The following is a 22,155-nucleotide window of genomic DNA, read 5'->3' as shown; positions in this document are numbered from 1 at the left end:
CAGGGGCACCGTGATTAGTGTCAACATCAGACCGACAGTCGGTCAGGATTGGAATGAATGGATCGCTTGACCTCGATGGCCGTTTTCGAAGCGACCGTGCGCACCGGCTCCCTTGCCGGTGCCGCCCGCGCCTGCGACATGACCCCGTCACAGGCGAGCAAGCATGTGGCGGCATTGGAAGCGGACCTGGGTGTCTTGCTCCTGCGGCGATCGACCCGCCAGCTGACCCTCACACCGGAAGGGGAGGCGTACCTCGAACGCTGCCGGCGCATCCTTGCGGAAGTCCGCGAAGCCGACGACGAGGCGCGAGCCCAGACCGGCGTCATCTCCGGCACCCTGAGGGTCACCGCACCCGTCACGTTCGGTGCCCTCCATCTGGGGCCCATCCTTGCCGCCTTCCTGGATCGGCACCCGGGGGTGGACCTGCAGGTTCAGCTCGACGACCGCTACAGCGACCTCCGAAGTGATTCGGTCGATGTGGCCTTGCGCATTGGCAAGTTGACCAGTTCGTCACTGGTGGCGCGGCGGCTCGGCAGCTGTCGCATGGTGGTCTGCGCTGCCCCAGCATTTCTCGCCGCACGCGGCCCCGTCACCACACCGGAGGAACTCTCTTCACTTCCGCTGTTGTCGTTCAGTGAGGCGGTTTCGGTCGCGGACTGGACTGTGCGCGATGCCGGCGGCGTCGCGCATCGGATCGACGGGTTCTCCCGCCTCTCGGCGGACAACGTGCAGATGCTCGCCGCCGCTGCCGTGTCGGGTGCGGGAGTCGTCTTTGGCCCGAGCTTCATTCTCGGGCCGCATATTCAGCGCGGCGAGCTGGTCCCGGTGCTGCACGGCTTTGAGGCCGACAGCCTCGACATCAGTGTCGTTTACTCTTCGCGCGCCTTCTTGCCGAAGACGGTGAGGACCTTCGTTGACCATCTGGCTGACTCCCTTCAGGAGCCGTTCCCTTGGGATGGACCGGCTCTTGCGCCGAATTCGTTCATCGCCTGATAGTCAGGTAGCTCATCGTCCCCTACGGATGACAGTCTGACGGGAGGGCGACAATGGCAACGGGGTTCCGCTCGAATGGCGCCTTCCTCCTCATCTTCGCATCAGTCGCAGCCCTGCCTGGCTGCACGGTGCCGATGGGTGCCTTGCGTCGCGGTCCGGCCGTTTCGATCGACGGAGTTGCCATTCCTTCGAAGGACGCACATTCGCTCTACGGGGTTCGGGACAATTGGGTCCGCCTCGATTTCGCTTCAGACATGGACTACGCGCGCCTGATCCGGCGCCGAGAGTTGAACGTCTACGTCCGGCTGCGCTGGTGCGGGAAGGACACGCCCGGACGTGAGCTGACGACGACACGATTGTTCGGCGACGACGGGCGGGTGGAGGCTTCGAGCCACTTGGCACCTACACAGGCTCCCCAGCCCGGTGAGCCTGGTGTCTTTCGTTACCACACCTACGTCCGCGTCCATATTCCAAAGGGCCCTGTGATGCCACCAGGCTCCCCGGAGCAGGACGGAGACTTCGACCTTCGGAGCCCGTCTGACAACGTCTGCCTGACAGTCGCCGGCGGGGACATGGTCGGAAACCACGGGGAGACGGCGCCCATCGTATATTCAACGCTGGACATCAGGGCCGCCTTTGCACGTGCTAAACGACTGCCAGATGATTAGGTACGATCCGCGCCGCCGATTTCATATCTGAGCGGGCAGGGATGACCACTAGCAAATACGTCGTGAGGGCGAGCATTTTTCGCTTTTCGTCCGGCTTGTAATTGTTTTTTTCCGGTGGTACGACGATGGCTGAAGACAGGAACGCGCGAATGTTTCGGTTGAACATGGATGGAGCGGTGCGCGCAATGTTTCGAGTGCTTTCGTGTTCCAGCTTCACAGCTTGTGCGGTCTGGTGTACAACCTGTTTCGCGGCAGCACAGACGGCGCCTCAGGGCCATTTGGAAGCGGTGGACAGCGGTTCTTACGTGAGCAGGGCTGCCGTCGCCATCTGGTCAGAACCGAAGCGTGACCCGAGGGCACGGACGGCTATACAGATGACCCAATGGGTGAGGAAGAATCCGGCGCTTGTCACCGATGCGGACATTGCCCTGCTGGCGGGGCTCATGCGCTATGACGATGAAATTATCCGTCGGGAGGCCGCTAGCTCAATTGGTTTCGTCGGTCGTCGCGCAATTTCAGCTGCTCCTGCGCTTGTCCAGGCTCTTCAAGAGCAGCCATGTTCGCCTCAGCCTGCCATGCCAGCGGACGCGATACGGGTGGCACTTGAGCGTATTGGGGCAGATCCAGTGAATATACCGTGCACTAATCCATTTGGTTCCCCGTAGGATCCGGCCGCGAGTAATCGCGACACCATACTGACCGCTGCCCTTGCGGCGCAGGCGTTCTTGTTGCTGATCCTCAGACTGCAGGTGGGAATGGCACGGGTATGACGCTAGGCGCGCTTCTGTATCACCGAAATTGAAATATCCATATCCCCGTCAAACTCTCCTTTTGCCGTTCGGTCGGGCACGCTTAATATATTCGGGTGCGTTGCCGCATTCGGCGGGCGTATCATCACGGCACTCTCAGTTTGAACATGAGGTTATGGATTCCTGCAATTCCGTAGCAACGCTGTGCTTTCGGCTGCAAGCGCTAGAAAGACAACTCAAAGCCTCGGCCGCTGCAGGAAGGGCGCCGCCGATCACTAAAGGTAGGGAAAGCATCGCTTGGAAGGTGCGGACATGGTCGGGAGTGTAATCCGCAATATCCCTCACGGAATACTTTTCGTAATGGATCCAGGAAATCAGGATGTTCTCATTCCGGAATACGTTGAACACCACCTGGTTGCGTCCAACGATTCGTGTCTTTCCATCGCGACGCAAGCGCCCTGCGATGGCGACACCGAAGTCTCACTGATACTGCACGGGTCTGCGCCACTCGGCCTGTTTCGTCTCGGCGTGTGGGACCTTGGCGTGCCAAATGGAGTGATCGCTGTTACGACGTCGGACGACGAAATGCTCTTCGAATGTCAGGTTCCGATCGGTCACGCGTCCATGTCCGTCTGGGTCGACGACCACCGATGGCCGGCAAAAGTTTGTATCAACATCGAGCCCAGCTTCGAGGACTTCGACGACCAGAATGTCCACAGAATAGGGCATCAGTCTCTTGCTTCGACCTGAAGACCGCGTCACGGTTTGCCCATCGGGTGGAGCTGCCGTGGAGCTGCTGAGAATGACCCTGTTGCGACGACGCGCACGAATGTCGCCATGGCTTCAGATCGGTCCATGTCATTCCCATTAGGAATGACCATTATAGCTTCGGCGTATCTGCCAGGCCGAGTTGGAATGAGCCAAAGTTGCTCGGTTCCAAAGTCGCCATGCCCAAGGAGGCCGTATGTTTGATGTCTACGCGTTTGCTACGCCCAACAGCGTCAAGGTTCCGATTGCTCTCGAAGAGCTGGGGCTCGCGTACACCTTGCACGGCGTCAACGTGCGCAAGGGTGAGCAACGAAGCGACAGCTTCATCGCGATGAACGCCAACGCTAAAGTACCCGTGCTGGTCGACCTCGAATCGGAGGGAGCGCCCTTCGTTCTGACGGAATCTGCCGCCATTCTGGTCTATCTGGCTGAGAAGACGGGTGAGTTGCTCGGCGAAGGCCCCCAGGATCGCGCACGGGTCTTCGAGCAGCTCTTCTTCCACGCGTCCGCACTGGGTCCCGCCTTTGGTCAATCCGGCTTTTTTCAGCGACAGGCGTCCGAGCCGCAGCCGCTTGCCATTGAGCGATTCGTGACTGAGGCCCGACGCACCATGAAGGTGTTGGACGGGCTCCTCGTTGATCGTCCGTACGTCGCGGGCGCGGCATTCACCATCGCCGACATTGCGCACTTCGGCTGGCTCTGGCGCCGCGAATTTGCTGGCATCGACTTCGCAGAATCCCCCCATGTCGCACGCTGGTACGACGCGGTCGCCAGTCGACCGGCCGTCCTTCGCGCGATCGAGCGCGTCAATGCGCTTCTACCCACTGTCTAAACACCGGCGCCCGATGACGTGGCTGCATGGTTTCATTTGCTCAACGGCTGGGAGGTCGCTATGTCCAGAACATTCCTGATCACGGGAGCAAGCAAGGGTATCGGCTTCGCCCTGGCGCTGCGCCTTGCCGCTTCAGGGCACCATGTCGTCGGGCTGGCGAGGGGCGCGGTCAGCGGCTTTCCAGGCACACTCGTGTCGGTAGACCTCGCCGATACCACAGCAACCGACGCAACGTTGGCTCAACTGAGCGAGACATTTCAGTTCGACGGGGTGGTGAACAACGTCGGCCTGGTGTGCCCCCAGCGCTTGGGCGAAGTGGAATTGCAGGCTTTGGAAGACGTGCTACGCGTGAACCTTCACCCGGCGCTACAAGCCGTCCAAACCATTCTGCCGGGTATGCGCGAGCGTGGATGGGGACGGGTGGTTAACATCTCTAGCCTGACGGTGCTCGGGAGCGTTGAGCGTACGGCTTACGCCGCCGCCAAGGCTGCCCTGGAAAGTTTTACCCGAAGCTGGGCACTCGAACTCGCCAGGACCGGCATCACCGTCAATGCGGTTTCCCCTGGGCCGACGGAGACGGAGCTGTTCAGAGCAAACAACAAACCCGGTAGTGATGGCGAGCAGCGCTATCTGTCTGCTGTGCCGATGGGACGCTTTGGCCAACCGGACGAAGTAGCGGCCGCCATCGCGTTTCTCCTGTCGGACGACGCTTCGTTCATTACGGGTCAGACGTTGCGCGTCGATGGAGGAGCCTCGGTCGGCAAGTTGGCCTTTTGAACAGGCGACGTAAAGAAAAAGGCTCTTCGCGGAATTCCGGGGACGCTGGGGACGGGCGGCGCAGAGCCTTCGGTGCCTCGAGGGCGGGGCGCAGAGCCTTCGGTGCCCACCCTCGCTGCTCAGACACCCCTTCGCGTTTCGTACCGGAAAGGCCGCTACGCGGCCCATGTATCCATCTGGCCTACGGCCGCTCCACTTGGCGGGAACTCGCCTCGAGGGTGGGCACCGAAGACTCTTCCTATCCCTGAGGTTCATGCGGGTCGAGCCGACGAAGCAACGCGGCTTCGGTTGTTGGCTCTTCCTTCCAGCTGACCGTATCGTCGTGAGAGACCTTGGCGTCCACCCTCGAGGCGAGTTCCGGACAAGTGGAGCGGCCGTAGGCCAAATAAGTACATGAGCCGCGGTAGCGGCCTTCCGGTACGAAACGCGGAGGACTGTCTGAGCAGCGAGGGTGGGCGCCAAGGTCTCCTCGCGAGACGCCCAAGTGTGCGGCCAACGGGTCATCGCCGCTGAAGCGGCTCCCACATGGCCGATGGCGAGCGCCCAATCCCCGGTAATCCGCGAAGAACCAAGAAAAAGCCCGCCGAAGCGGGCTCTCCCTTTTCACTACTTCGCACTACCTCAGAAGGCGACGCGCACACCCGCAGTCACACCGTAAGCCGTCCGGCCCGAACCCTGTTCAGCGGTAAGGCCGCCGTAGAGGTACGTGTTGTGAGCGAGGCGCATCGTGCCGTTCGCGTTGAACTGCACGAAGCCGCGACCCGCGTCCGGTGCCTTCGTGTCGAACGACTGCCCGGCCAGGCTGGCGGTGACGGTCGGATCGAGCAACTTGCCCGAATCCACGCCTGCGGCAACACCCACGCGCCAGGTCAGCTCGGCAGCGAGCGGATCGTTCGCCTTCGAGCCGGCTGTGACGCCGACCAGGCCGCGGGTACCCGTGACCGACAACCTGTCCAGCGACAAGGCCGCCGGTGAGGTGCCCGTCTCGTTCACCGCGTCACGCTCGACCTTCTGCCAGATGACGCCGGCATAGGGTTCGATGCGCAGGCCCGCCGTATCCAGCGGGAGGCGTGCGGTGAGGCTGGCCATGGTGTCGCGGCCGTCGGTACGCGTGTTGAGCGAACCGTTACCGAACGGATCCATGCGGCGCGTCGACCAGTCGTCCGAGCCGTAGGACACGACGCCGTCGATCAGGATCGCGCCGGCCTTCTGCTGGCCATAGAGCAGACCGGCATTGCTGCGGATCGTGCCCTGGCCGCCCGTGGCGATGACATTGCTCTCACCATGGGATGCGCCGACACCGATGACCGTGGACTCGTTGGAGATGAGGTCGACGCCGGCGGTGACATGGCTGGTGCTGGCGTTGTAGCCCGAGCCCTGGTTGTCGGCGACGAAGCGCTGGCCGTCCTGGGTCACGTTTGCCCAGACTTTGTTCGCCGGGTTGGTCGTGTCCGTGCTCAGGTGGTCGAAGGCGTCGCGATTCAGTGCGAGACCCATGCCTCGAGCCGCAGCTGCCTGGTCGGCGTGCACTTCACCCGCCATAGCCTTTACCGTGTCGGCGATGCGATCGGTGTCGAGCGCGCCGATGGCATTCACGACGGCCGTGTAGGCTGCGCCATTGCCCGCGACCTGGGCGTCGACCGCACGGTCGAGCGCACCGGCCAGGGCGAGCGTGTTCTTGCTCACGCCTGCACCGAGGAAGTCGCTGTAAGCCTTCGGCACGACCCGCAGGTCGATGCTGTTGCTTCCGCCGAGGTCATAGAACGCGAGGAAGCGCGTGTTGGTCGGCAGGCCGTCGCTGGGCTGCGTCAGGCTGTCGAAGCGACCCACGATGCCACCCTCGGCGGTGACGACACGGTAGGTGTCACCAAGTACCGGCGTGAACGTGTTGCTCGCATCGCCGGTGATGCCGCGAAGCAGCGGCTCGAGCGTGCCACCAGCAATGAACTGATGGCCGGCGCCGACGACGAGCAGGCGCGAGTAATTGCCCTTGCCCGTACCGGTGCCGTTGCCGTCGATGTCGGCTTCGAAGGTGCTGCCGGCATTCATCGTCACGGTTCCGTCGACGGTGAGCGTGCCCGGCGAATTGCCCGGAGCGAGGCGGCCGCTGACACTCACCGGGCCGTTGATGCGGCCGATGCCGCGCAGCGTGCCGATCGAATCGACGGTGACGAAGCTGCTGTCGAGCGTGCCGTTGGCGCGCAGCGTACCGTTCTGCACGCAGGTGCCCTGGTTCAGCGAGGCCCGGCCGGTGAGGCTGAGCGCACCTGCGCCACTCTTGATGAAGCAACCCGAGGAACCGTTGGTGTCGATATCGCCCGACAGGACCGTGGTCGTGCCCGCCGTGACATTCACGCCGGAGTCGCCGCTGACCAATACTTTCTGGCCCGTGCCGAGCGTGGCGTAGGTCTGCAGTGTGCCGCCCTGCAGGATGATATCGCCCGTACCGAGCGACGAACCGCTGTCGATGCGGATCGTGCCACCGTTCACCAGCGTGCCGCCCGTGAAGGTGTTGCTGCCGCTGACGATCAGCGTGCCGCCGCCCAGCTTGGTCAGGGTGCCATTGCCACTGATGCTGCCGGTCTGGCTCAGGGTGGCGCCGGTGTCCGTGGTGATCGAGCCGCCACCGCTGGCGACGACGATGTCGCGTGCCGTGGTGATGCTGGAGGTCACGGCGAGGTTGCCGCCGTTGAGCGTAACGGCATTGGCCGTGGCGCCGAGATTGGCATCGCTGGAAATGCTCAGCGTGCCGCCATTGAGCTGCGCGCCGCCGGTGAAGGTGTTGTTGCCCGAGAGCACCAGGGTACCTGCGCCGGTTTTGACCAGGCCGCCCGTGCCCGTGACCGTACCCGTCGACGTGAGCGAGGTGCCCGCGTCGGTAGTCACGGCGGCATTGCCAGCGAGGTTCAGGGTCCGCTGGCTGACGACGTTGCCGGTGGTGTGCAGTGTGCCGCCGTTCAACGTCAGCGCGGCCGTGGAAGCACCGAGATTGGCGTCGGAGGCGATCTGAAGCGTACCGGCGTCGACCGTCGTGCTACCGGTGTAGGTGTTGTTGCCGGTGAGTACGAGCGTGCCGTTACCCTCCTTGACCACGCCGCCGCTGCCGGAGACCGTGCCCGAGGTGCCGAAGGTCGCGCCGGCATCGGTGAGGATGGCGGCGTTCGTGTTCAGCGTGACGGCGCGCGCGCCGCTGACGTCGCCCGTGGCATGCAGCAGACCGCCATTGAATGTCAGCGTGCTGGAGGCATTTCCGAGGTTGGCATCGCTGCCGACCTGTAGCGTGCCACCGTTGAGCGTGGTGCCGCCTGTGTAACCGTTGTTGCCGGCAAGCACGAGCGTGCCGTCGTTGATCGTGGTACCGCCGGTGTGCGAGGCGGAGCCGTCGATCTCGAGCGTGCCTGCGCCGTTCTTGACCAGACCACCGGTGCCCGCAACGTTGCCTGATGTAGCGAACGTCGTGCCGTTGTCGATGGCGAAGTTGCCACCGTCGAGCGTCACGTTGCGCGTCGAAGCGATGTCGCCCGTCGTGTGCAGCGTGCCGCTGGCGAGCGTGATGCCGCCGGCCGCGTTGCCGAGGGCAGCATCGCTGCCGACCTGCAGCGCACCGCCGTTGACAACGGTGCCGCCGGTGTACGTGTTGCTGCCCTCGAGCACGAGCGTACCCGCGCCGTTCTTGACCAGGGTGTCGCCCGAGACGGTGCCAGTGGCGCTGAGCGTCGTGCCCGCGTCGGTGGCGACCGCCGAGTGGCCGGCGACCGTGATTGCGCGGTTCGTGGCGATGTCGGCAGTGGCGTGCAGCGTGGCGTCGGTCAAGGCGAGCGAACCACCACCGAGGCTGGCGTCGGAGGCGATCTGCAGCGTGCCACCGTCGACGGACGTGTTGCCGGCGTAGGTGTTCGTTCCGCCGAGTACGAGCGTGCCGGCGCCGGAAGCCGAGAGGCCGCCGTTACCCTGGACCACACCGTTTACCGTGAACGTCTTGCCGCCGTCGACCGCGAGGTCGGCGTTGGCGCCGTTCGTGGTGTCGAGCGTGCGGCCGGTGGTCAGGTCGGCGGTTGCATGCAGCTCGCCACCGTTGAAGGCAACATGATTGGCCGCGTCGCCGAGGTTAGCGTCGTCGGACACCTGCAGGGTGCCGCCGTTGAGCGTGGTGCCGCCCTGGTACGTGTTGTTGCCCGAGAGCAGCAGCGTGCCGTCGTTGACGGTCGTTCCGCCGCTCTGGCTCAGTGCACCCGAGATCGCGAGCGTGCCGGCGCCATTCTTCACCAGACCGGTGCCGCCGTTTACGCCACCGCTGGTGACGAAGGTCGTGTTGGCGTCCACGGCGACATGGGCATCGCCGCCGAGACCCGCGGTGATGCCACGCGTCGAGGCGATGTTTCCCGTGGTGTGCAGCGTGCCGCCGTTGTCGATGGTGACCGCGCCGTTGGCCGAGCCCAGGTTCGCGTCGGAACCGACCTGCAAGGTGCCCGCATTGACGACGGTGCCGCCGCTGTAGGTGTTATTGCCGTCGAGAACGACCGTGCCAGCGCCGTTGACAGAGAGGGTGCCGTTGCCGGAGACCACACCGTTCACGCCGAGCGTGGCGCCCGTGAAGGCATCGAGCGTACCGCCGGCGCTTCCGACCGTGAGGTCGCGTGACGTGTCGAAGCTGCTCGTGGTGGCTAGCATGCCGCCATCGAGATGGATGTCGTTAGTCGCCGCGCCGAGGTTTGCGTCACGGGAAACGACGAGCACGCCATGGGTAACCGTCGTGTCTCCCGTGTAGGTGTTCTCGCCGGCGAGGGTGAGGAGGCCACTGTTGACCGTCACGCCGCCCGTCTGCGAGGCCACACCGTTAACCAGCAGGTCACCGCTGCCGTTCTTGACCAGGCCACCGTTGCCGCCGACCGTACCGGTCATCGTCAGGGTGGTGCCGGAATCGATGGCGAGGGCACCGCCTTCGAGGTCGATGGCGCGACCGGTGGATGTCGTGGCCGTGGTCTCGAGCGTGCCGCCATTAAGCGTGATCCCGCCCGACACGTTGCCGAGGTTCGCATCGCTGGAAACGGCCAGGATGCCGTCGTTCACCGTCGTGCCACCGGTGTAGGTGTTGCTGCCGGTGAGCGCAAGTGTGCCGCTACCATCCTTCACCAGGCCGCCGTTGCCCGAGACCGTGCCGTGCGCCGTCATCGTCGTGCCTGCGGCGTTGTCGACTGCCGAGTTGCCGTCGACGGAGATCGCACGGCTGGTATCGACGTTGCCGGTCGTGTGCAGGGTGCTGCTGTTGAGGGCGACCGAACCGCTGGAGGCGCCGAGGTTGTCATCGCGCGAAATCGTCAGCGAGCCGTTGTCGACCGTCGTGCCACCGGTGTAGAAGTTCGTGCCCGACAGGACAAGGTTGTCCGCGTCTGCATGCACGCCGCCAGCGCCCTGGATGGTGCCGGTGAGCGTGGTGGTGTGACCGTCGCCGGTCAGGGTGAGGCCCGTGCCGGACGTGTTGATGGTGCGGCCGGAGGTGACGTCCGCGGTCGTATGGATGCTGCCGCCGCTTGCGTTGATGGCGCCCGACGCGTTGCCGAGGTTGGTATCGCTAGCGATCTGCAGGACGCCGGTGCCGCTGACGTTGGTGCCGCCGGTGTAGTTGTTGTTCCCGGTCACGACGAGCGTGCCCTGCGAGACGCCGAGGCCGGTCGCGCCGCTCACCGTGCCGTCGATGGTCGTGGTGGCGGTGCCGGTCTTGGTCAGCGTGCCCGTGCCGGAGATCGAACCGTGCAGTCCGGTCGTGTCGTCGGACTGAATGGTGCCGTTACCCGCCATGACGACGCCGCGCGAGGTGTCGAAATTCCCGGACGTTTCAAGGGTGCCACCAGCAAACGTCAGGTTGCCTGCCGCATTGCCGAGGTTGGCATCGGTCTGCGCGACGACGGTACCGCCGTTGAGGCGCGTGCCGCCCGTATACGAGTTGGCGTTGGTCAGGACAGTCGTGCCGGCGTTGTTGGTCAGGCCGCCGCTCATCGACAGCACGCCGTTCTCGACCAGGGAGCCCGTGCCGTTCTTGACGAGGGCGCCCGCGCCGGAGACGTTGCCATTGCTGGTCAGCGTGGTGCCGGTATCGGTGTTGAGCGTGCCATTGCCGTTGAGGACCAGATCGCGACTGGTCGCCATCGTCGCTGTGGTTTCCAGCGTGCCGTTGTTGAAGGAGACCGGGCCGGCCGCGCCGAGGTTGGCGTCCTGCGAGATCTGCAAGGTGCCGCCGTTGATCGCGGTGCCGCCGGTGTAGGTGTTGATGCCGGTCAGGGCCTGTGTGCCGGTACCGGTCTTGGTCAGGCCGCCCGTGCCCGACAGCACGCCGCCGAAGCTCGTATTCGTGCCCGTGCCGTTGACCGTCAGCGCCGTGCCGTTGAGGGCGATGTCGCCGCCGCCAGCGATGCCTGCAACGGTCTGCGTCGCGTTATTCATGGTCACGTCGGAGCCCGCGTTGACCGTGAGGATGCCCGTGCCGAGCTTGCCGGTGCTGGCGACGATGACGTCGCCCTGCGAAACATTGGTGCCGCCGGTATAGGTGTTCGCACCCGACAGGGTGAGGGTGCCCGTGCCGGTCTTTGTCAGCGAGCCCGCGCCCGAAATGACGTTGGCAACGTTGGTGTTGTAGCTCTGCAGGTCGAACGTACCGCCGCTGGCGCCGAGCGTGACATTGCGACCGCTGTTCAGATCGAAGCCGGCGCCCCACTGCAGCGTGCCGCCATTGAACTTGAGGTCGTTGCTGGGATCGCCCAGCCCCCCGTCCGAAAGGACGTTGATCGCACCGCCGTTCAGGTCGATTTCGCCGACCGACGTGTTGGCGCCACGCAGGTTGAGCGTGCCGTCGCCCTGCTTGATGAGCGCGCCGCGACCATCCATCTCGCCGGTCAGGGTGAGATCGTGACCGTTGGTGTCGAAGGTTCCGTTGCGGTTGGTGATGCTGACCGCCTGGTCCATCGTGCCGTCGGCGGTGTTCCTGACCGTGCCGCCATCCATGATGAGCGGATCGATCGCGTAGGTCTGGTCGACCACCTGGCCCGTGACCACGTGCGGTGCCGTGCTGAGGTCGGCGTTGATGATGGTGATCGTGTTCGACAGGATCGCCGTGTTGATCGGCTGCCACACCTGGGTCGGGTTGGCGATCGGCACATACGTGAAGGTGTAGGTGCCGTGGACCAGGTTGGAGAAGGTCACGCCCTGCCAGTTAAGGATCGGACCGCTTCCCACCACCGCCGGATTGCCGCTCAGTGTGGTCATGCCGGTGTAAGAGTAGAAGTTGTTGTCGCCGTCGACGAGGCCGGTCGGCTTGGTGCCCGTGAGGATGGAGAACGACACGGTCTGGTCGAAGCCGGCCGTGCTGGTCAGGTGCAACGAACCTTCGGTGTAGGTCGTCTCCGAACCGGCATGATAGGTGCCGAAATAGAAGGAGAGGGCGTCGTTGCCCGAGTTCGTGTATCCGATCGACGTCGTATGCGCGAACGCACTCGTGGTACCCGCCAGCGCAAGCATCACGCCGACGGCCAGCCGGCCCATGCCAGGCGGAACGAGAGAGGAGCCGCCGACGGAGCGGGCGCCCTTGGCGCGCGAACGGCAGAGTTCAGAGGCGACCACGAACTGGTTCAGCGCGCGATTCCAGATAATCCGAAAGACTCGATTCAAAACGGCGATTTCCTGAATTTTGGGTGCAACAGGCCGCCGCGGTTCCCTTGAACCACGGTAAATAAAGCGGTTGGATGCCGGTTAGGCCGGCTCCCCCTGTAACACAGGGACCCATTTGCAAACGGTGTGCCAAGCCACCGAATGCGCAGTTCCGGATAAATGTGAAGAAATTCTTACAGGCACATATCAGAACTGCGAACTGATGCACAGATTGCGTTTGTGACGACGTGTAGCGGCACATCGCGTCCAGGGCTGCCGTGTTTTGTCACCCTTGGGGGTGCGTGTGTCACCCTGAAATGGCGGCGCGGAATAATTCCCGGTGGCGTCTCATATCGAAGTAAGCCAAAGGAATGCGGGCCATGGCAAGAGTCTTAGCAGTCGCAGCACTCGTTCTTTCGATGGCGGTCTTTTTTTGTCAGCTTTTCTTTTTCACTGACACCGATGAGCAGGTCATCTGTGGCGTCGTAGGCATCGTGGCGTACGTAGCTGCCGTTGCCACGGGCCGGCGATCGCGTTCATCACGCATCTCTGCCATTGGCTGGGCTGCGCTCCTCGGCGTTATCTTGGGCGTCCTACCGCCACGCTTGCGCCTCGGCGGCGGTCTGCATGCCTTCGTATTGTTCTTTCCGTTGGTGCATGCATTGCTATTGGCCGGCTTCCTCAATCTTTTGAAGCCGTCGGAGGATTAGGGAATGTCAGCTGCAGAACTTGGTCTTCTCGCCGTCGCTTATGGACTGGTTTACTCGCTACTTGCTCGGGGCGCCATTCCCAGAATCATGGAGGTTGATCCGTCCTACAAGGGCAGGTGGCCAAAACCCTCGTTGTTTAACAGCACGAGAACGTCCGGAGCCGTGGTCTACGTCATGTTCAATATGAATCTGCCGAAGGACGACTACCCGGGACCGTTGCAGTTACGTATCTGGACCGCCAGGGTCATGCTCTGGCTGTGGCCTTTCGTCATATTCCTCGTACTGTTTTTCTCGCCTCACGTTCGGCATTGAGCAACGTACGGCGGGGAGCCGGGATACGTGCAGATTGGGGAGAGGGCAGGCCGCCGCTACCGACGGTTGTGGCATGAAGTTCGTTCCCGATATCTTTCCTTTCAGGCGGCTGGCAAGGAACTCAAAATGAGCGAAGGAAATCTCGAGAGGCCGGTAGGCCTTCTTCTCTGGCTTGCCGTCGCACTGGGAGGCTGCCACGCCGACATGCGTAGTCCCGTGGCTAATGACGCGGCAGGGACCACCGGGGCGGTGAGTTTCACCGCTGTCGTCGCGCCCTCGTCAGGGAGCTACAAGCTCAAACGAAGTGAGCACGCTTTTGGCGCACAGCCGATCGTTTGGGACTCACCGGTGTACCCGGCATCGTTGATCGACAGGCAGCTTCCGCCGGTCACGGTCCACGCGAAGGCAGTCCTGGACGAGCAAGGCCGTGTGACCGAGGTGCGGGATATCGATGGCGCGTCGACACCGGACCATGCCGCATAGTCTGAACGTTCCGTTCGATGACGGGGTGAGGACTCTCCATGCAGGCTATCATCACCATGATCCTGACCCGGCGCCGCCGTTGAGGGGCGCTGCCAGCCGGAGCAACGATGGGCGTTCAAGAACGAAACAATGTACGGGTATCGGGCGACGGGGCAGCAACGCTCGTGTTCGCCCACGGCTTTGGCTGCGACCAGAACATGTGGCGCCTGCTGACCCCCAGCTTCGCCGAGCGGTTCCGGGTGGTTTTGTTCGATCTGGTTGGCAGTGGGGCTTCTGACCTCTCCGCCTACGACCGGGACAAATACGACAGCCTCCAGGGCTACGCGGATGACCTGATCGAGGTCGTGAAGACGTTCGGGCAGGGGCCCGTCGTGTTCGTCGGCCACTCTGTGAGCGCGATGATCGGCGCCTTGGCGGATCTGAAGTCCCCTGGACTCATCTCTGCCCACATCATGGTTGGCCCGTCCCCGTGCTACATCAACGATGGGGACTACGTCGGCGGCTTCACCAGGGAGGATATCGACTCCCTCCTGGACACCCTGAGCAGCAACTACCTGGGTTGGTCGAGCACCATGGCCCCCGCCATCATGGGTGCGCCCGGGCAGCCGGAACTGGCCGAGGAACTGACCAACAGTTTCTGCCGTACCGATCCGGAAGTTGCCAAACAGTTTGCGAAGGTGACCTTCCTGTCGGACAACCGGCATGACATCCAGCGGTTAACCACCCCGTGCCTGATCCTCCAGTGTTCGGACGACATCATCGCGCCGGTCGAAGTCGGCGATTATCTGCACCGCGTTCTGCCGAACAGCAGCTTGCGGCTCATCGAAAATGTGGGCCATTGCCCGCATCTGAGTGCGCCGCATGCGAGCATCGATGCCATGAATGAGTTTCTCGCCACCCTTGACCTGCGCGATGCGTCCTGAGGATGCCGGTCTGCCATCGGCGGACACGCTCTACGCGGCGGCCCCGTGTGGACTACTGCTGACCGATCCCGACGGGACCATTCGTCACGCCAATGAGACCTTTTGTGCCTGGATCGGCTACAGCCTGGCCGAGATGGCTGGAGCGCGGCGGATCCAGGATCTGCTCACCGTGGGCGGGCGGATCTTCCATCAGACCCACTGGGTTCCCCTGCTGCGGATGCAGGGCTCGATTGCCGAGGTCAAACTCGAACTGAAACGCGCGGACGGGCGAACCTTTCCGGTGGTGCTGAACGCCGTAAGCCGTTCCCACGGCGAGAAGGTGTTCCACGAGCTGGCCTTTTTCGTTGCCGAAGACCGGCACCGCTACGAGCGGGAGCTGATGCATGAGCGCGCCCAGGCGCAGCAGCTCCTGGCCACCCATTTGGTCGCACAACAGGATCTGGCGTTGGCCGACGCGCGCCTGCGCCTGGCTATGGAGTCGGCGCAGTTGCATGTGTGGCACGTGGATCGCGGCACGTCCGTTCGACGTTACGACGACACCGTTGCGGAGCTGTTGGGTCTGCCGGCCCCGGAGCCGGTAAACGACCAGCGGTTCCTCGCTCACGTGCATACCGCCGATCTGGAGCTGGAGGCCCTCGCCCTCGCCGAAGCAATGAATCCCGATAAGGGTACCTACCGGTGCGTTTTTCGCCTCAACGGCGCTGATGGGATCCAGAGGACCGTGCGCGCTACCGGTGATGCCGCCTTTGACGACAACGGTCAGTTCCTTCGACTGGTGGGCGTGCTTCAGGACATCAGCGAGCTCACGCGGCAGCGCGCAGCTGCCGAAGACCGGGCCCGGTTCGCAGAGCAGATGGTCGGCATCGTCAGCCACGACCTGCGAAACCCTCTTACCGCCATCAAGATGGGTATGCAAATGCTCACAAGTTCGGCCCTGGCTCCGGGCAAGCGAGACCGGGTCGCTGAGCACATCGACGGATCGGTGGACCGAGCCCGACGGCTGATCGATGATCTGCTTGATTTCACCCAGGCCAGGATCGGCTCAGGCCTTACCGTGAAGCCGGTGCCCGTGGATCTCCACGGGGCGGTCGGTCAGGCTGTCCAGGAACTCCGGATGTCATTTCCAGGCCGGACCTTGATTCATCGCGAAGACGGCATTGGGCAATGTGTCGCGGACGTGGCCCGGTTAACGCAGATGATAGGCAACCTGGTCGGCAACGCCATGACCTACGGCGCCCACGCGCGTCCCGTTACCGTTACTTCCAGATTGGGCCCGGAGACGTTTGAGCTTGAAGTTCATAACTGGGGCGACCCCATCCCGGACTCGGTGATGCCGGTGCTGTTCGAGCCCATGACGCGGGGCAATGCCGTGGGCGCCGAACAGCGCAGCGTCGGACTGGGCCTCTTCATCGTCAAAGACATCGTGCGAGCGCATGGCGGCCAGATCGAGGTGATTTCAACGCGTGAGGATGGCACGGCGCTCCGGACGAGCTTCCCCCGCTCCGCGCGCTAGGGACCATGTGCCGAAAGCGTAGGCCGTTGTCAGACATTGATCATGTTCCAGAAGCGGAGAGGGAGACTCCGGGGACACTCACGGCACCGCGCCGTTCGGCTCGGCGCCGGAGCCGTGCTGCTTCGACTTTATGCCAAGCCGTTCAAACGTCTGCTTGTCGATCGTACTGACTGACTGGATCGCACACGGTGGGTCATTGCGCCGGACGATTTCCTCGTTGATGCCGCCACAAATCCGCATGCCGCCAACAGCCCGGTCACTTTGCGACGTGCGGAAGTGCAGCCCGCCACCGAGCGTCATGCGCGGACAGGCGACTTTGGTTTTGACGAGGAAGTGATTCGGGCCGTTCCTTACCGTGACCGTCGTGTCGTTGACGACGCTGTACTCATTGATCCGGTCGATCTGGAGACACTCACCGTACGGCAGCTCATGCCGACGCGATTGCGGCGCTGCGGCCAGCGCTACGGAACTGATGAAAAAGGAAGCAGCCAGAGCAAGGGCGCGGCGATGCATGGACATTCCTGTTGTAAGGAGAACAGAAAGCATTCAGTGATAAATGTGGTCGAGCGCTTCAAGTTCGGTCGACGATGGCCACCTTGATGATGGCGCCGAGGGAAAAGAGCACTATGAGAAGCAATACGGTCCGCGTGACCAATAAAGCGACGAAGCCCTTCCAGTGCGTGTGGATATAGTCTTCATAGATGTTTCGCAAGCCCAGTTCCGTATGCCATCCCATCAGCACCACGAATAGCGCCATCAGCAATGCGTTTGCAGGATGACCCACTCTGCGTACGGCCGTCGGATAGTCGCTGTGGACCAGAGAAAGGACGAGGATGACAAGCCAAACAGACAGCGCCGCGAGAACGTAGGACGTGAACTGCATCGCCATCCACGCACCCGCCCCCGATTTTGCTGAGCCAATATTCCGGGCGCGCTTCAGTGGATTTCGTAAATCCGCAGTCATTGCCAAGCTCCAGGTAGTTGCGACGCATTTTTACGCGATGCATCGTCGACATGTGTGAATGAGTGCCTCGGCAGTGCACCAGCGTGACATCTCGGCAGATGGATCAGCCCGGCCATACCCGCGATAGAACGAACGCTACCGTGACTACCAGCGCTATAGCAGCCAAGATAATTAGCGCGACACGCACAGGCTCCGACCGGGCGGCGTCGTCGCCCCCCGCGTGTACCTTCCGATCTTTCTGCACCATCGGTCGGCCTCTTATTGAGGGAGTGAGATCAAAGACGCGACGGGACGCAAAACGTCCCGTCGCGAGCCCAAGAATTCGGAGGCTCATTGAAGACCCGTTTCGCTCCACGCAGGGTCACGCCTTTCCTTCCTGCTTAAGCGACCCCAGGTCCGCACCGGTGACCGGGTCGCGTGCCGGATCGGATGCGCCACGTGTTGCAAACAGGCCGACAGCGGCATCCTCGTCGCCCTTCAGTTCGACGGACGGCTGGCCGTCACCGCCGTCCACCGGAATATTGTCCGCCGTCGGCGTGAATACCTCCCACTGCTCGCCCCGGTTCCAGGGACCGGCAGCATCGCCTTCGCCGGTGGAAGTGTTGACATAGAGGTTGGTGAAGCGCGGGTCGCCAGGGAGCTTGCCGGGTGGGAAGCTCTTGTCCATCGAGTAAAGCGCTTTCTCGAAAGATTTCTGGTGGGCGATTTCGCGCGTCATCAAGAAGGTAAGGGCATCTTTGACGCCGGGGTCCTCGGTGACATTGATGAGGCGCTCGTAGACGATTTTTGCCCTCGCCTCGGCTGCGATGTTCGAGCGCAAGTCCGCCGTGGGCTCGCCGATCGAGTCGACGTACGCACCATTGAACGGCACGCCAGCCGAATTAATGAGCGCAGGGCCGCCGCCAAAGAGAACCTGCGTCACGTGGCTATCGTTGCCAGCACCCTGCAGTGAGCGGAACAGTTCGGCTTCCGAATCGACTGCTTCGGCGAGTTTGCCTTTCGCGCCTCGGTTGAGCATCGCAACCAGGGAGCCAATGACCTCGAGATGGCTCAACTCTTCAGTAGCGATGTCGAGCAACATGTCTTTGCGGCCCATGTCCTCTTCGGCCAGTGCTTGCGTGAAATAACGCATCGCTGCGGCGAGTTCGCCTTGCGGGCCACCGAACTGTTCAAGCAGCAAATTGGCAAGACCGGGGTTTGTTTCTGATACACGTACGGTGTACTGCAGTCGCTTATTATGGCTGAACATCGGCTGGCACCTGTGTGCTGGCTGGGGGAGCGCACAGGTTCGGAAGTTTGCCGTGTGCCGCCAGCACGCATGGTGTGAGGAATCATCCACATCGATGAATGCGATGCAGTAATTTTACTTAGAACAGTGCGGCATCCATCGGCCGGATGGCTACGCGCTTGCAGACGTGGGCGACGCGTCCGGGGACTCAACGGCCGCCAGCGCCCGGTCGATAGCTGCCTCGAGTTCCAGGAGACTGAAGGGCTTTTCGATCTTCACCGCATGTCGGGGCGCGTCGCCCACTTGCTCGTCCGGGGTCGACAATAGGATCACCATCCCGACCGGAGGAGCACTGCCCCTGGCGTTTGCCAGATAGTGCGCTCCGGGACTCTCTCCTGAAACGGGTACGGATGCCACCAGAAAGTCGATCTGAGGCCGGCTAGCGGCCCAGGCTGCACCGCTGGCATGCGTCCCGGCGATACCGACGACGTAACCGCGCTTCCGAAGGCTATCTGCCACGCCTTCTGCCAACGGGTGGTGTGCCTCGATGACGACGGCGTACCGAGGATCTGCATCGAGCTGCATGGGTCTGTCCCTTGAATTGACGAGTTGGCGTGACTGCGGATCCACTCCGTACGGTCACTTATAGCAGTTGCCCATGGCCGCCAGGTCCACCACCAGGATCGTCCCATCGTCCGTGTCACGGCAGAAGTCCCTGTGAAGGAGCGCTGCGATGAGCGTCGGGTGCCGGTACTGGAGTCCGGGATAGTCCTGAAGTCGCCACCGGTCCCGCACGCCATCGCTATGCAGCACAAGCAGATGCCCGTCGGCTTCGTAAGGAAGCACGCGAAGTGGTGGCTGACGCACCCCCAGGATTCCAGGGTGCGAAGCCAGGCCCCGCATGGCGCCATCGGGTGCGATCAGGCGTCCGCTGATATCGCCCACCCCGATGAAGCTGAGTCGTTTGTCGAGCGCGTTGAATGTCCCCATGGCGCCCACACCGCCGCAGGTCCTTGCCATGGCGGCATGGATGGCCTCCGCCGTGGCTGCGATTGGTCGCTCTGGATCAGTCAGAAATTCCTCGACCCCGGTCGTGGAGGCGATGGAAGCGATCGGTCCATGACCCAGTCCGTCCAGGACCAGTGCGGTGACGGCCGAAGAGCCTACGACCAGTGCCCACGCGTCGCCGCAAAATTGCCCGTCCCGGAAAACATGCTGCGCCACGCCGAACATGGCATCGACGGCAGGCCCTGAGGGACCTACGCACACCATCGCTACCGTGCCTTGCGGGCCATTCCACTGATCATGGCGGGCCGAGGATGGTAGGGAAGACGGGGGACTCAGGTCGACCGTCTCACGGTGGCAAGCGACCACTTCCAGGCCCCGTCGTTCGCCGCTGAGCACGCGTAGGTGGATGCGTCCTCCCGGGGTCGCGGCGAAGCGCGTTGACCAGAGGCGTACAACGGCCGTCACCGCTTCGGCGTCGTCATCTTCAAGGCCGTGGGCCCCGGCCAGGCGAGCGGCCTCGTAGACGGCCTGTGATCCCTCATGCGGATGCGAGACCGTGAGGGCGAGGGTAGGTGAGCCGGTGAAGCAGTCCATGTTCGTGCCTCTTTGCCATGGTGGGCCCGACATGGGGCGGGCCGCGGACAGGAACGAGGCGGGGAGAGTGTCGAACAGCATGTGAAAAGATCGCCACGGCGAGCGGGACCGGTCCGCTGCGTTCTGCCTGGTTCAGGCGCGGCTGTCTGCCGTCGCCAAATAACCCATCACAGCGCGCAGGACCCTCTGGGCCAGGGCGTCCGGCAGCGACTCGCCTCGCACACCTGCCGCGTCGACCATGCCCAGGATGATGGCAAGCACGTCCTCGATGACGACGTCCTGATCCGGAACCGGCGGGAGGCAGCTTCGCAAGCAGTTGCGTGTTGCGATTTCGAGGCGCGCCTGCAAAATCGCCCCATCCTCTCCAACGGGCAACCGCCTTTCTTCACCTTCAAGGAAGGCGGCAAGTCGGTTGCGCTCGAGTTGGCGTCGACAGGCAACCATGACCAGCGCATGCATCGCGGCAGGTCCGGACATCTGAGCCGCGACAGCTTCGACGTCGACGACCAATGACAGCTGCTCACGCTCCATCAATGCGCGCGTGATCGAATCCTTGTTCGGAAAATACTGATAAAGCGAGCCAATGCTCACGCCGGCAAGGTCCGCAACCTCGTTGGTGGTAAAGCGCGCATGCCCGGACCGTTCCAGAATGCGAGCAGCCGCTTCCACGATCGCATCGCATGTGGCCGCGGACCTGCTTTGACCGGGCTTTTTACGTACGGAAAGCGCCTGCGTCGGAATGGGTTTCGCCATGCGAAATGCGAGTAGTGCCGATATGAGGTTGGCCGGATTATGGTCTGCAGCCGCCGACCTGCCAAGCGGCCCTGACGGGAGTAATTCATATGAAAGTGATCATTGCGGGCGCCGGTATCGTGGGCCTGACCACCGCGATCGCGCTTCGTGCGAAAGGTGCCGAGGTGGTCGTGCTCGAGAAGGCCAGCGAAGTCCGGGCGGCAGGCGCTGCCATAGGGCTTTGGCCCAATGCCATCGAAGCGTTCGAAGAGATAGGTCTCGGCGATACGGTGCGAGGCTTGGGCGTTACGGTGGACACGTGGTTCTTCACCCCGTCCGGCCACAGGCTGCGTGCCGAAGGCCATGGCGATGAGGATCATCGCTTCATTCTGGTTCCGCGACCGGCCCTTAACGACCGCCTGGCGGACGCCTTGGGCACCGATCGCATCAAGCTAAATGCTCGGCTCACGTCCTTCACCGAGACTGTTGAAGGGGTCCAGGTGCAGCTTGAAAACGGCGAGACGCTCCAGGCCGACCTCTTGATCGGTGCCGACGGGGTGTATTCGGAGGTGAGGAGACACCTGCTGCCTGGCTTCGATGCTCAGCACCATCAAGGGCACCACGCTTGGCGAGGGCTACTACCCTCGGGCATCGAGCCAACAGAAAGCAGTGTGCTTACCGTTGGCCGCGACGGTACGCGCGGTGGCTACGCACGCATTGCCAACGGCCAGGTGATGTGGATGGTCAACCAGTTCGATAGCGCGGAACCATCGAGCGACAAGAAAGCAGAGGCCGTGATGCGTGCCGGGCTTTTGCAAGGGGTGGGTGGTGACAACGCACTAGTGCGCCTGATTGAAGCCACTCCCGAATCTGCGATTTTGCACAATCCCATTATGTTCGTCCCCGAGCTGCCATCGTGGACGTCCGCCCGTGTTGCGCTCATCGGCGATGCTGCTCATGGCTTGTCGCCACACATTGCTGCGGGCGGAACGTTGGGCGTGGAGGACGTACGCGTGTTGACGCGCGCCCTGACCTCTGGCCGTTCCCTAAGCCAGGCCCTGACGGCTTACGAGCGCAATCGCATGCCGCACTACGGAGCTGTGATGACCCATTCCCGACGCGTCGAGCAGGCGCGAACCGCCGTTAGTTACGCCGAGGCTTACGCAAAATTCAGCCACTGGATGCTCAACGCTGGCGCTGCGACTGCGCGTGACTTCCAGTGAAACCATTCCGCGTCGGGCCGTTTGAGTATTAGGCCAT

Annotated in this window: 17 protein-coding genes; 9 read left to right on the top strand and 8 right to left on the bottom strand. The window is 63.0% G+C overall.

The window, feature by feature from the left end; all coding sequences use genetic code 11:
- Positions 1 to 57: 57 nt before the first annotated feature.
- Positions 58 to 993 carry a LysR family transcriptional regulator gene (locus tag ACVWWJ_RS12245; RefSeq protein WP_456968067.1) on the top strand — a complete coding sequence of 312 codons (936 nt, stop codon included), beginning with the start codon at positions 58 to 60 and terminating at the stop codon, positions 991 to 993.
- A gap of 645 nt (positions 994 to 1,638) precedes the next feature.
- Here ACVWWJ_RS12245 and ACVWWJ_RS12240 read toward each other — a convergent pair.
- A complete protein-coding gene (locus ACVWWJ_RS12240; RefSeq protein ID WP_456968066.1) occupies positions 1,639 to 1,878 on the bottom strand; it encodes a hypothetical protein in 240 nt (79 codons plus the stop codon).
- Between the two features lie 892 nt (positions 1,879 to 2,770).
- Here ACVWWJ_RS12240 and ACVWWJ_RS12235 point away from each other — a divergent pair.
- From ACVWWJ_RS12235 to ACVWWJ_RS12225, 3 genes are all read left to right on the top strand, one after another.
- Positions 2,771 to 3,160: a hypothetical protein gene (locus tag ACVWWJ_RS12235; protein ID WP_456968065.1), complete on the top strand. Its 390-nt coding sequence runs from the start codon at positions 2,771 to 2,773 to the stop codon at positions 3,158 to 3,160.
- 214 nt (positions 3,161 to 3,374) lie between these two features.
- Complete coding sequence (locus tag ACVWWJ_RS12230) at positions 3,375 to 4,010, top strand: glutathione S-transferase family protein (protein ID WP_456968064.1); 636 nt, start codon at positions 3,375 to 3,377, stop codon at positions 4,008 to 4,010.
- Positions 4,011 to 4,028: 18 nt separating this feature from the next.
- The gene (locus ACVWWJ_RS12225) at positions 4,029 to 4,787 is read left to right on the top strand and encodes an SDR family oxidoreductase (RefSeq protein ID WP_456968063.1); all 759 of its coding nucleotides are present in this window, start codon (positions 4,029 to 4,031) and stop codon (positions 4,785 to 4,787) included.
- Between the two features lie 621 nt (positions 4,788 to 5,408).
- Here the strand turns inward: ACVWWJ_RS12225 and ACVWWJ_RS12220 are convergent.
- Positions 5,409 to 12,449: an autotransporter-associated beta strand repeat-containing protein gene (locus ACVWWJ_RS12220; RefSeq protein WP_456968062.1), complete on the bottom strand. Its 7,041-nt coding sequence runs from the start codon at positions 12,447 to 12,449 to the stop codon at positions 5,409 to 5,411.
- Between the two features lie 359 nt (positions 12,450 to 12,808).
- Between ACVWWJ_RS12220 and ACVWWJ_RS12215 the strand changes: the two genes are divergently transcribed.
- The 4 genes from ACVWWJ_RS12215 to ACVWWJ_RS12200 all read left to right on the top strand — a co-directional run bounded on the left by ACVWWJ_RS12215 (position 12,809) and on the right by ACVWWJ_RS12200 (position 16,369).
- The gene (locus ACVWWJ_RS12215) at positions 12,809 to 13,138 is read left to right on the top strand and encodes a hypothetical protein (RefSeq protein WP_456968061.1); all 330 of its coding nucleotides are present in this window, start codon (positions 12,809 to 12,811) and stop codon (positions 13,136 to 13,138) included.
- A 438-nt stretch (positions 13,139 to 13,576) separates the two neighbouring features.
- Positions 13,577 to 13,933 (top strand): hypothetical protein, encoded by a 357-nt coding sequence (locus ACVWWJ_RS12210; protein ID WP_456968060.1) that lies wholly within the window; start codon positions 13,577 to 13,579, stop codon positions 13,931 to 13,933.
- A 107-nt stretch (positions 13,934 to 14,040) separates the two neighbouring features.
- The gene (locus ACVWWJ_RS12205) at positions 14,041 to 14,856 is read left to right on the top strand and encodes an alpha/beta fold hydrolase (RefSeq protein ID WP_456968059.1); all 816 of its coding nucleotides are present in this window, start codon (positions 14,041 to 14,043) and stop codon (positions 14,854 to 14,856) included.
- Entirely contained in the window at positions 14,816 to 16,369 is a 1,554-nt protein-coding gene (locus ACVWWJ_RS12200) for a PAS domain-containing sensor histidine kinase (RefSeq protein ID WP_456968058.1), read from the top strand. The genes ACVWWJ_RS12205 and ACVWWJ_RS12200 overlap by 41 nt, the downstream gene beginning before the upstream one ends.
- 78 nt (positions 16,370 to 16,447) lie before the next feature.
- On the opposite strand, the gene ACVWWJ_RS12195 is transcribed toward ACVWWJ_RS12200, so the two are convergent.
- The 6 genes from ACVWWJ_RS12195 to ACVWWJ_RS12170 all read right to left on the bottom strand — a co-directional run bounded on the left by ACVWWJ_RS12195 (position 16,448) and on the right by ACVWWJ_RS12170 (position 20,916).
- Entirely contained in the window at positions 16,448 to 16,882 is a 435-nt protein-coding gene (locus ACVWWJ_RS12195; protein WP_456968056.1) for a DUF6491 family protein, read from the bottom strand.
- Between the two features lie 58 nt (positions 16,883 to 16,940).
- Positions 16,941 to 17,333: a succinate dehydrogenase, hydrophobic membrane anchor protein gene (gene sdhD, locus ACVWWJ_RS12190; protein ID WP_456968055.1), complete on the bottom strand. Its 393-nt coding sequence runs from the start codon at positions 17,331 to 17,333 to the stop codon at positions 16,941 to 16,943.
- 361 nt (positions 17,334 to 17,694) lie between these two features.
- Positions 17,695 to 18,582, bottom strand: a complete 888-nt coding sequence (locus ACVWWJ_RS12185; protein ID WP_456969703.1) for a manganese catalase family protein — start codon at positions 18,580 to 18,582, stop codon at positions 17,695 to 17,697.
- A 150-nt stretch (positions 18,583 to 18,732) separates the two neighbouring features.
- Positions 18,733 to 19,146: a hypothetical protein gene (locus tag ACVWWJ_RS12180; protein ID WP_456968054.1), complete on the bottom strand. Its 414-nt coding sequence runs from the start codon at positions 19,144 to 19,146 to the stop codon at positions 18,733 to 18,735.
- Positions 19,147 to 19,200: 54 nt separating this feature from the next.
- Positions 19,201 to 20,163 carry a hypothetical protein gene (locus tag ACVWWJ_RS12175; RefSeq protein WP_456968053.1) on the bottom strand — a complete coding sequence of 321 codons (963 nt, stop codon included), beginning with the start codon at positions 20,161 to 20,163 and terminating at the stop codon, positions 19,201 to 19,203.
- Between the two features lie 132 nt (positions 20,164 to 20,295).
- Entirely contained in the window at positions 20,296 to 20,916 is a 621-nt protein-coding gene (locus ACVWWJ_RS12170) for a TetR/AcrR family transcriptional regulator (RefSeq protein WP_456968052.1), read from the bottom strand.
- 89 nt (positions 20,917 to 21,005) lie between these two features.
- Between ACVWWJ_RS12170 and ACVWWJ_RS12165 the strand changes: the two genes are divergently transcribed.
- Positions 21,006 to 22,118: an FAD-dependent oxidoreductase gene (locus ACVWWJ_RS12165; protein WP_456968051.1), complete on the top strand. Its 1,113-nt coding sequence runs from the start codon at positions 21,006 to 21,008 to the stop codon at positions 22,116 to 22,118.
- Positions 22,119 to 22,155 lie beyond the last annotated feature (37 nt).

It is taken from the genome of Luteibacter sp. HA06 (genome assembly GCF_054061215.1).
The sequence above is the reverse complement of the archived record's forward strand: the minus strand, read 5'-3'. Positions and strand labels throughout refer to the sequence as shown.

Excerpts from the sequence above, each read along its gene's own strand:
- ACVWWJ_RS12245 (WP_456968067.1), top strand. The coding sequence starts at position 58 with ATGGATCGCTTGACCTCGATGGCCGTTTTCGAAGCGACCGTGCGCACC.
- ACVWWJ_RS12235 (WP_456968065.1), top strand. The coding sequence starts at position 2,771 with ATGGATCCAGGAAATCAGGATGTTCTCATTCCGGAATACGTTGAACAC.
- ACVWWJ_RS12230 (WP_456968064.1), top strand. The coding sequence starts at position 3,375 with ATGTTTGATGTCTACGCGTTTGCTACGCCCAACAGCGTCAAGGTTCCG.
- ACVWWJ_RS12215 (WP_456968061.1), top strand. The coding sequence starts at position 12,809 with ATGGCAAGAGTCTTAGCAGTCGCAGCACTCGTTCTTTCGATGGCGGTC.
- ACVWWJ_RS12210 (WP_456968060.1), top strand. The coding sequence starts at position 13,577 with ATGAGCGAAGGAAATCTCGAGAGGCCGGTAGGCCTTCTTCTCTGGCTT.
- ACVWWJ_RS12205 (WP_456968059.1), top strand. The coding sequence starts at position 14,041 with ATGGGCGTTCAAGAACGAAACAATGTACGGGTATCGGGCGACGGGGCA.
- ACVWWJ_RS12200 (WP_456968058.1), top strand. The coding sequence starts at position 14,816 with ATGAGTTTCTCGCCACCCTTGACCTGCGCGATGCGTCCTGAGGATGCC.
- ACVWWJ_RS12195 (WP_456968056.1), bottom strand. The coding sequence starts at position 16,882 with ATGCATCGCCGCGCCCTTGCTCTGGCTGCTTCCTTTTTCATCAGTTCC.
- sdhD (WP_456968055.1), bottom strand. The coding sequence starts at position 17,333 with ATGACTGCGGATTTACGAAATCCACTGAAGCGCGCCCGGAATATTGGC.
- ACVWWJ_RS12185 (WP_456969703.1), bottom strand. The coding sequence starts at position 18,582 with ATGTTCAGCCATAATAAGCGACTGCAGTACACCGTACGTGTATCAGAA.
- ACVWWJ_RS12180 (WP_456968054.1), bottom strand. The coding sequence starts at position 19,146 with ATGCAGCTCGATGCAGATCCTCGGTACGCCGTCGTCATCGAGGCACAC.
- ACVWWJ_RS12175 (WP_456968053.1), bottom strand. The coding sequence starts at position 20,163 with ATGGACTGCTTCACCGGCTCACCTACCCTCGCCCTCACGGTCTCGCAT.
- ACVWWJ_RS12170 (WP_456968052.1), bottom strand. The coding sequence starts at position 20,916 with ATGGCGAAACCCATTCCGACGCAGGCGCTTTCCGTACGTAAAAAGCCC.
- ACVWWJ_RS12165 (WP_456968051.1), top strand. The coding sequence starts at position 21,006 with ATGAAAGTGATCATTGCGGGCGCCGGTATCGTGGGCCTGACCACCGCG.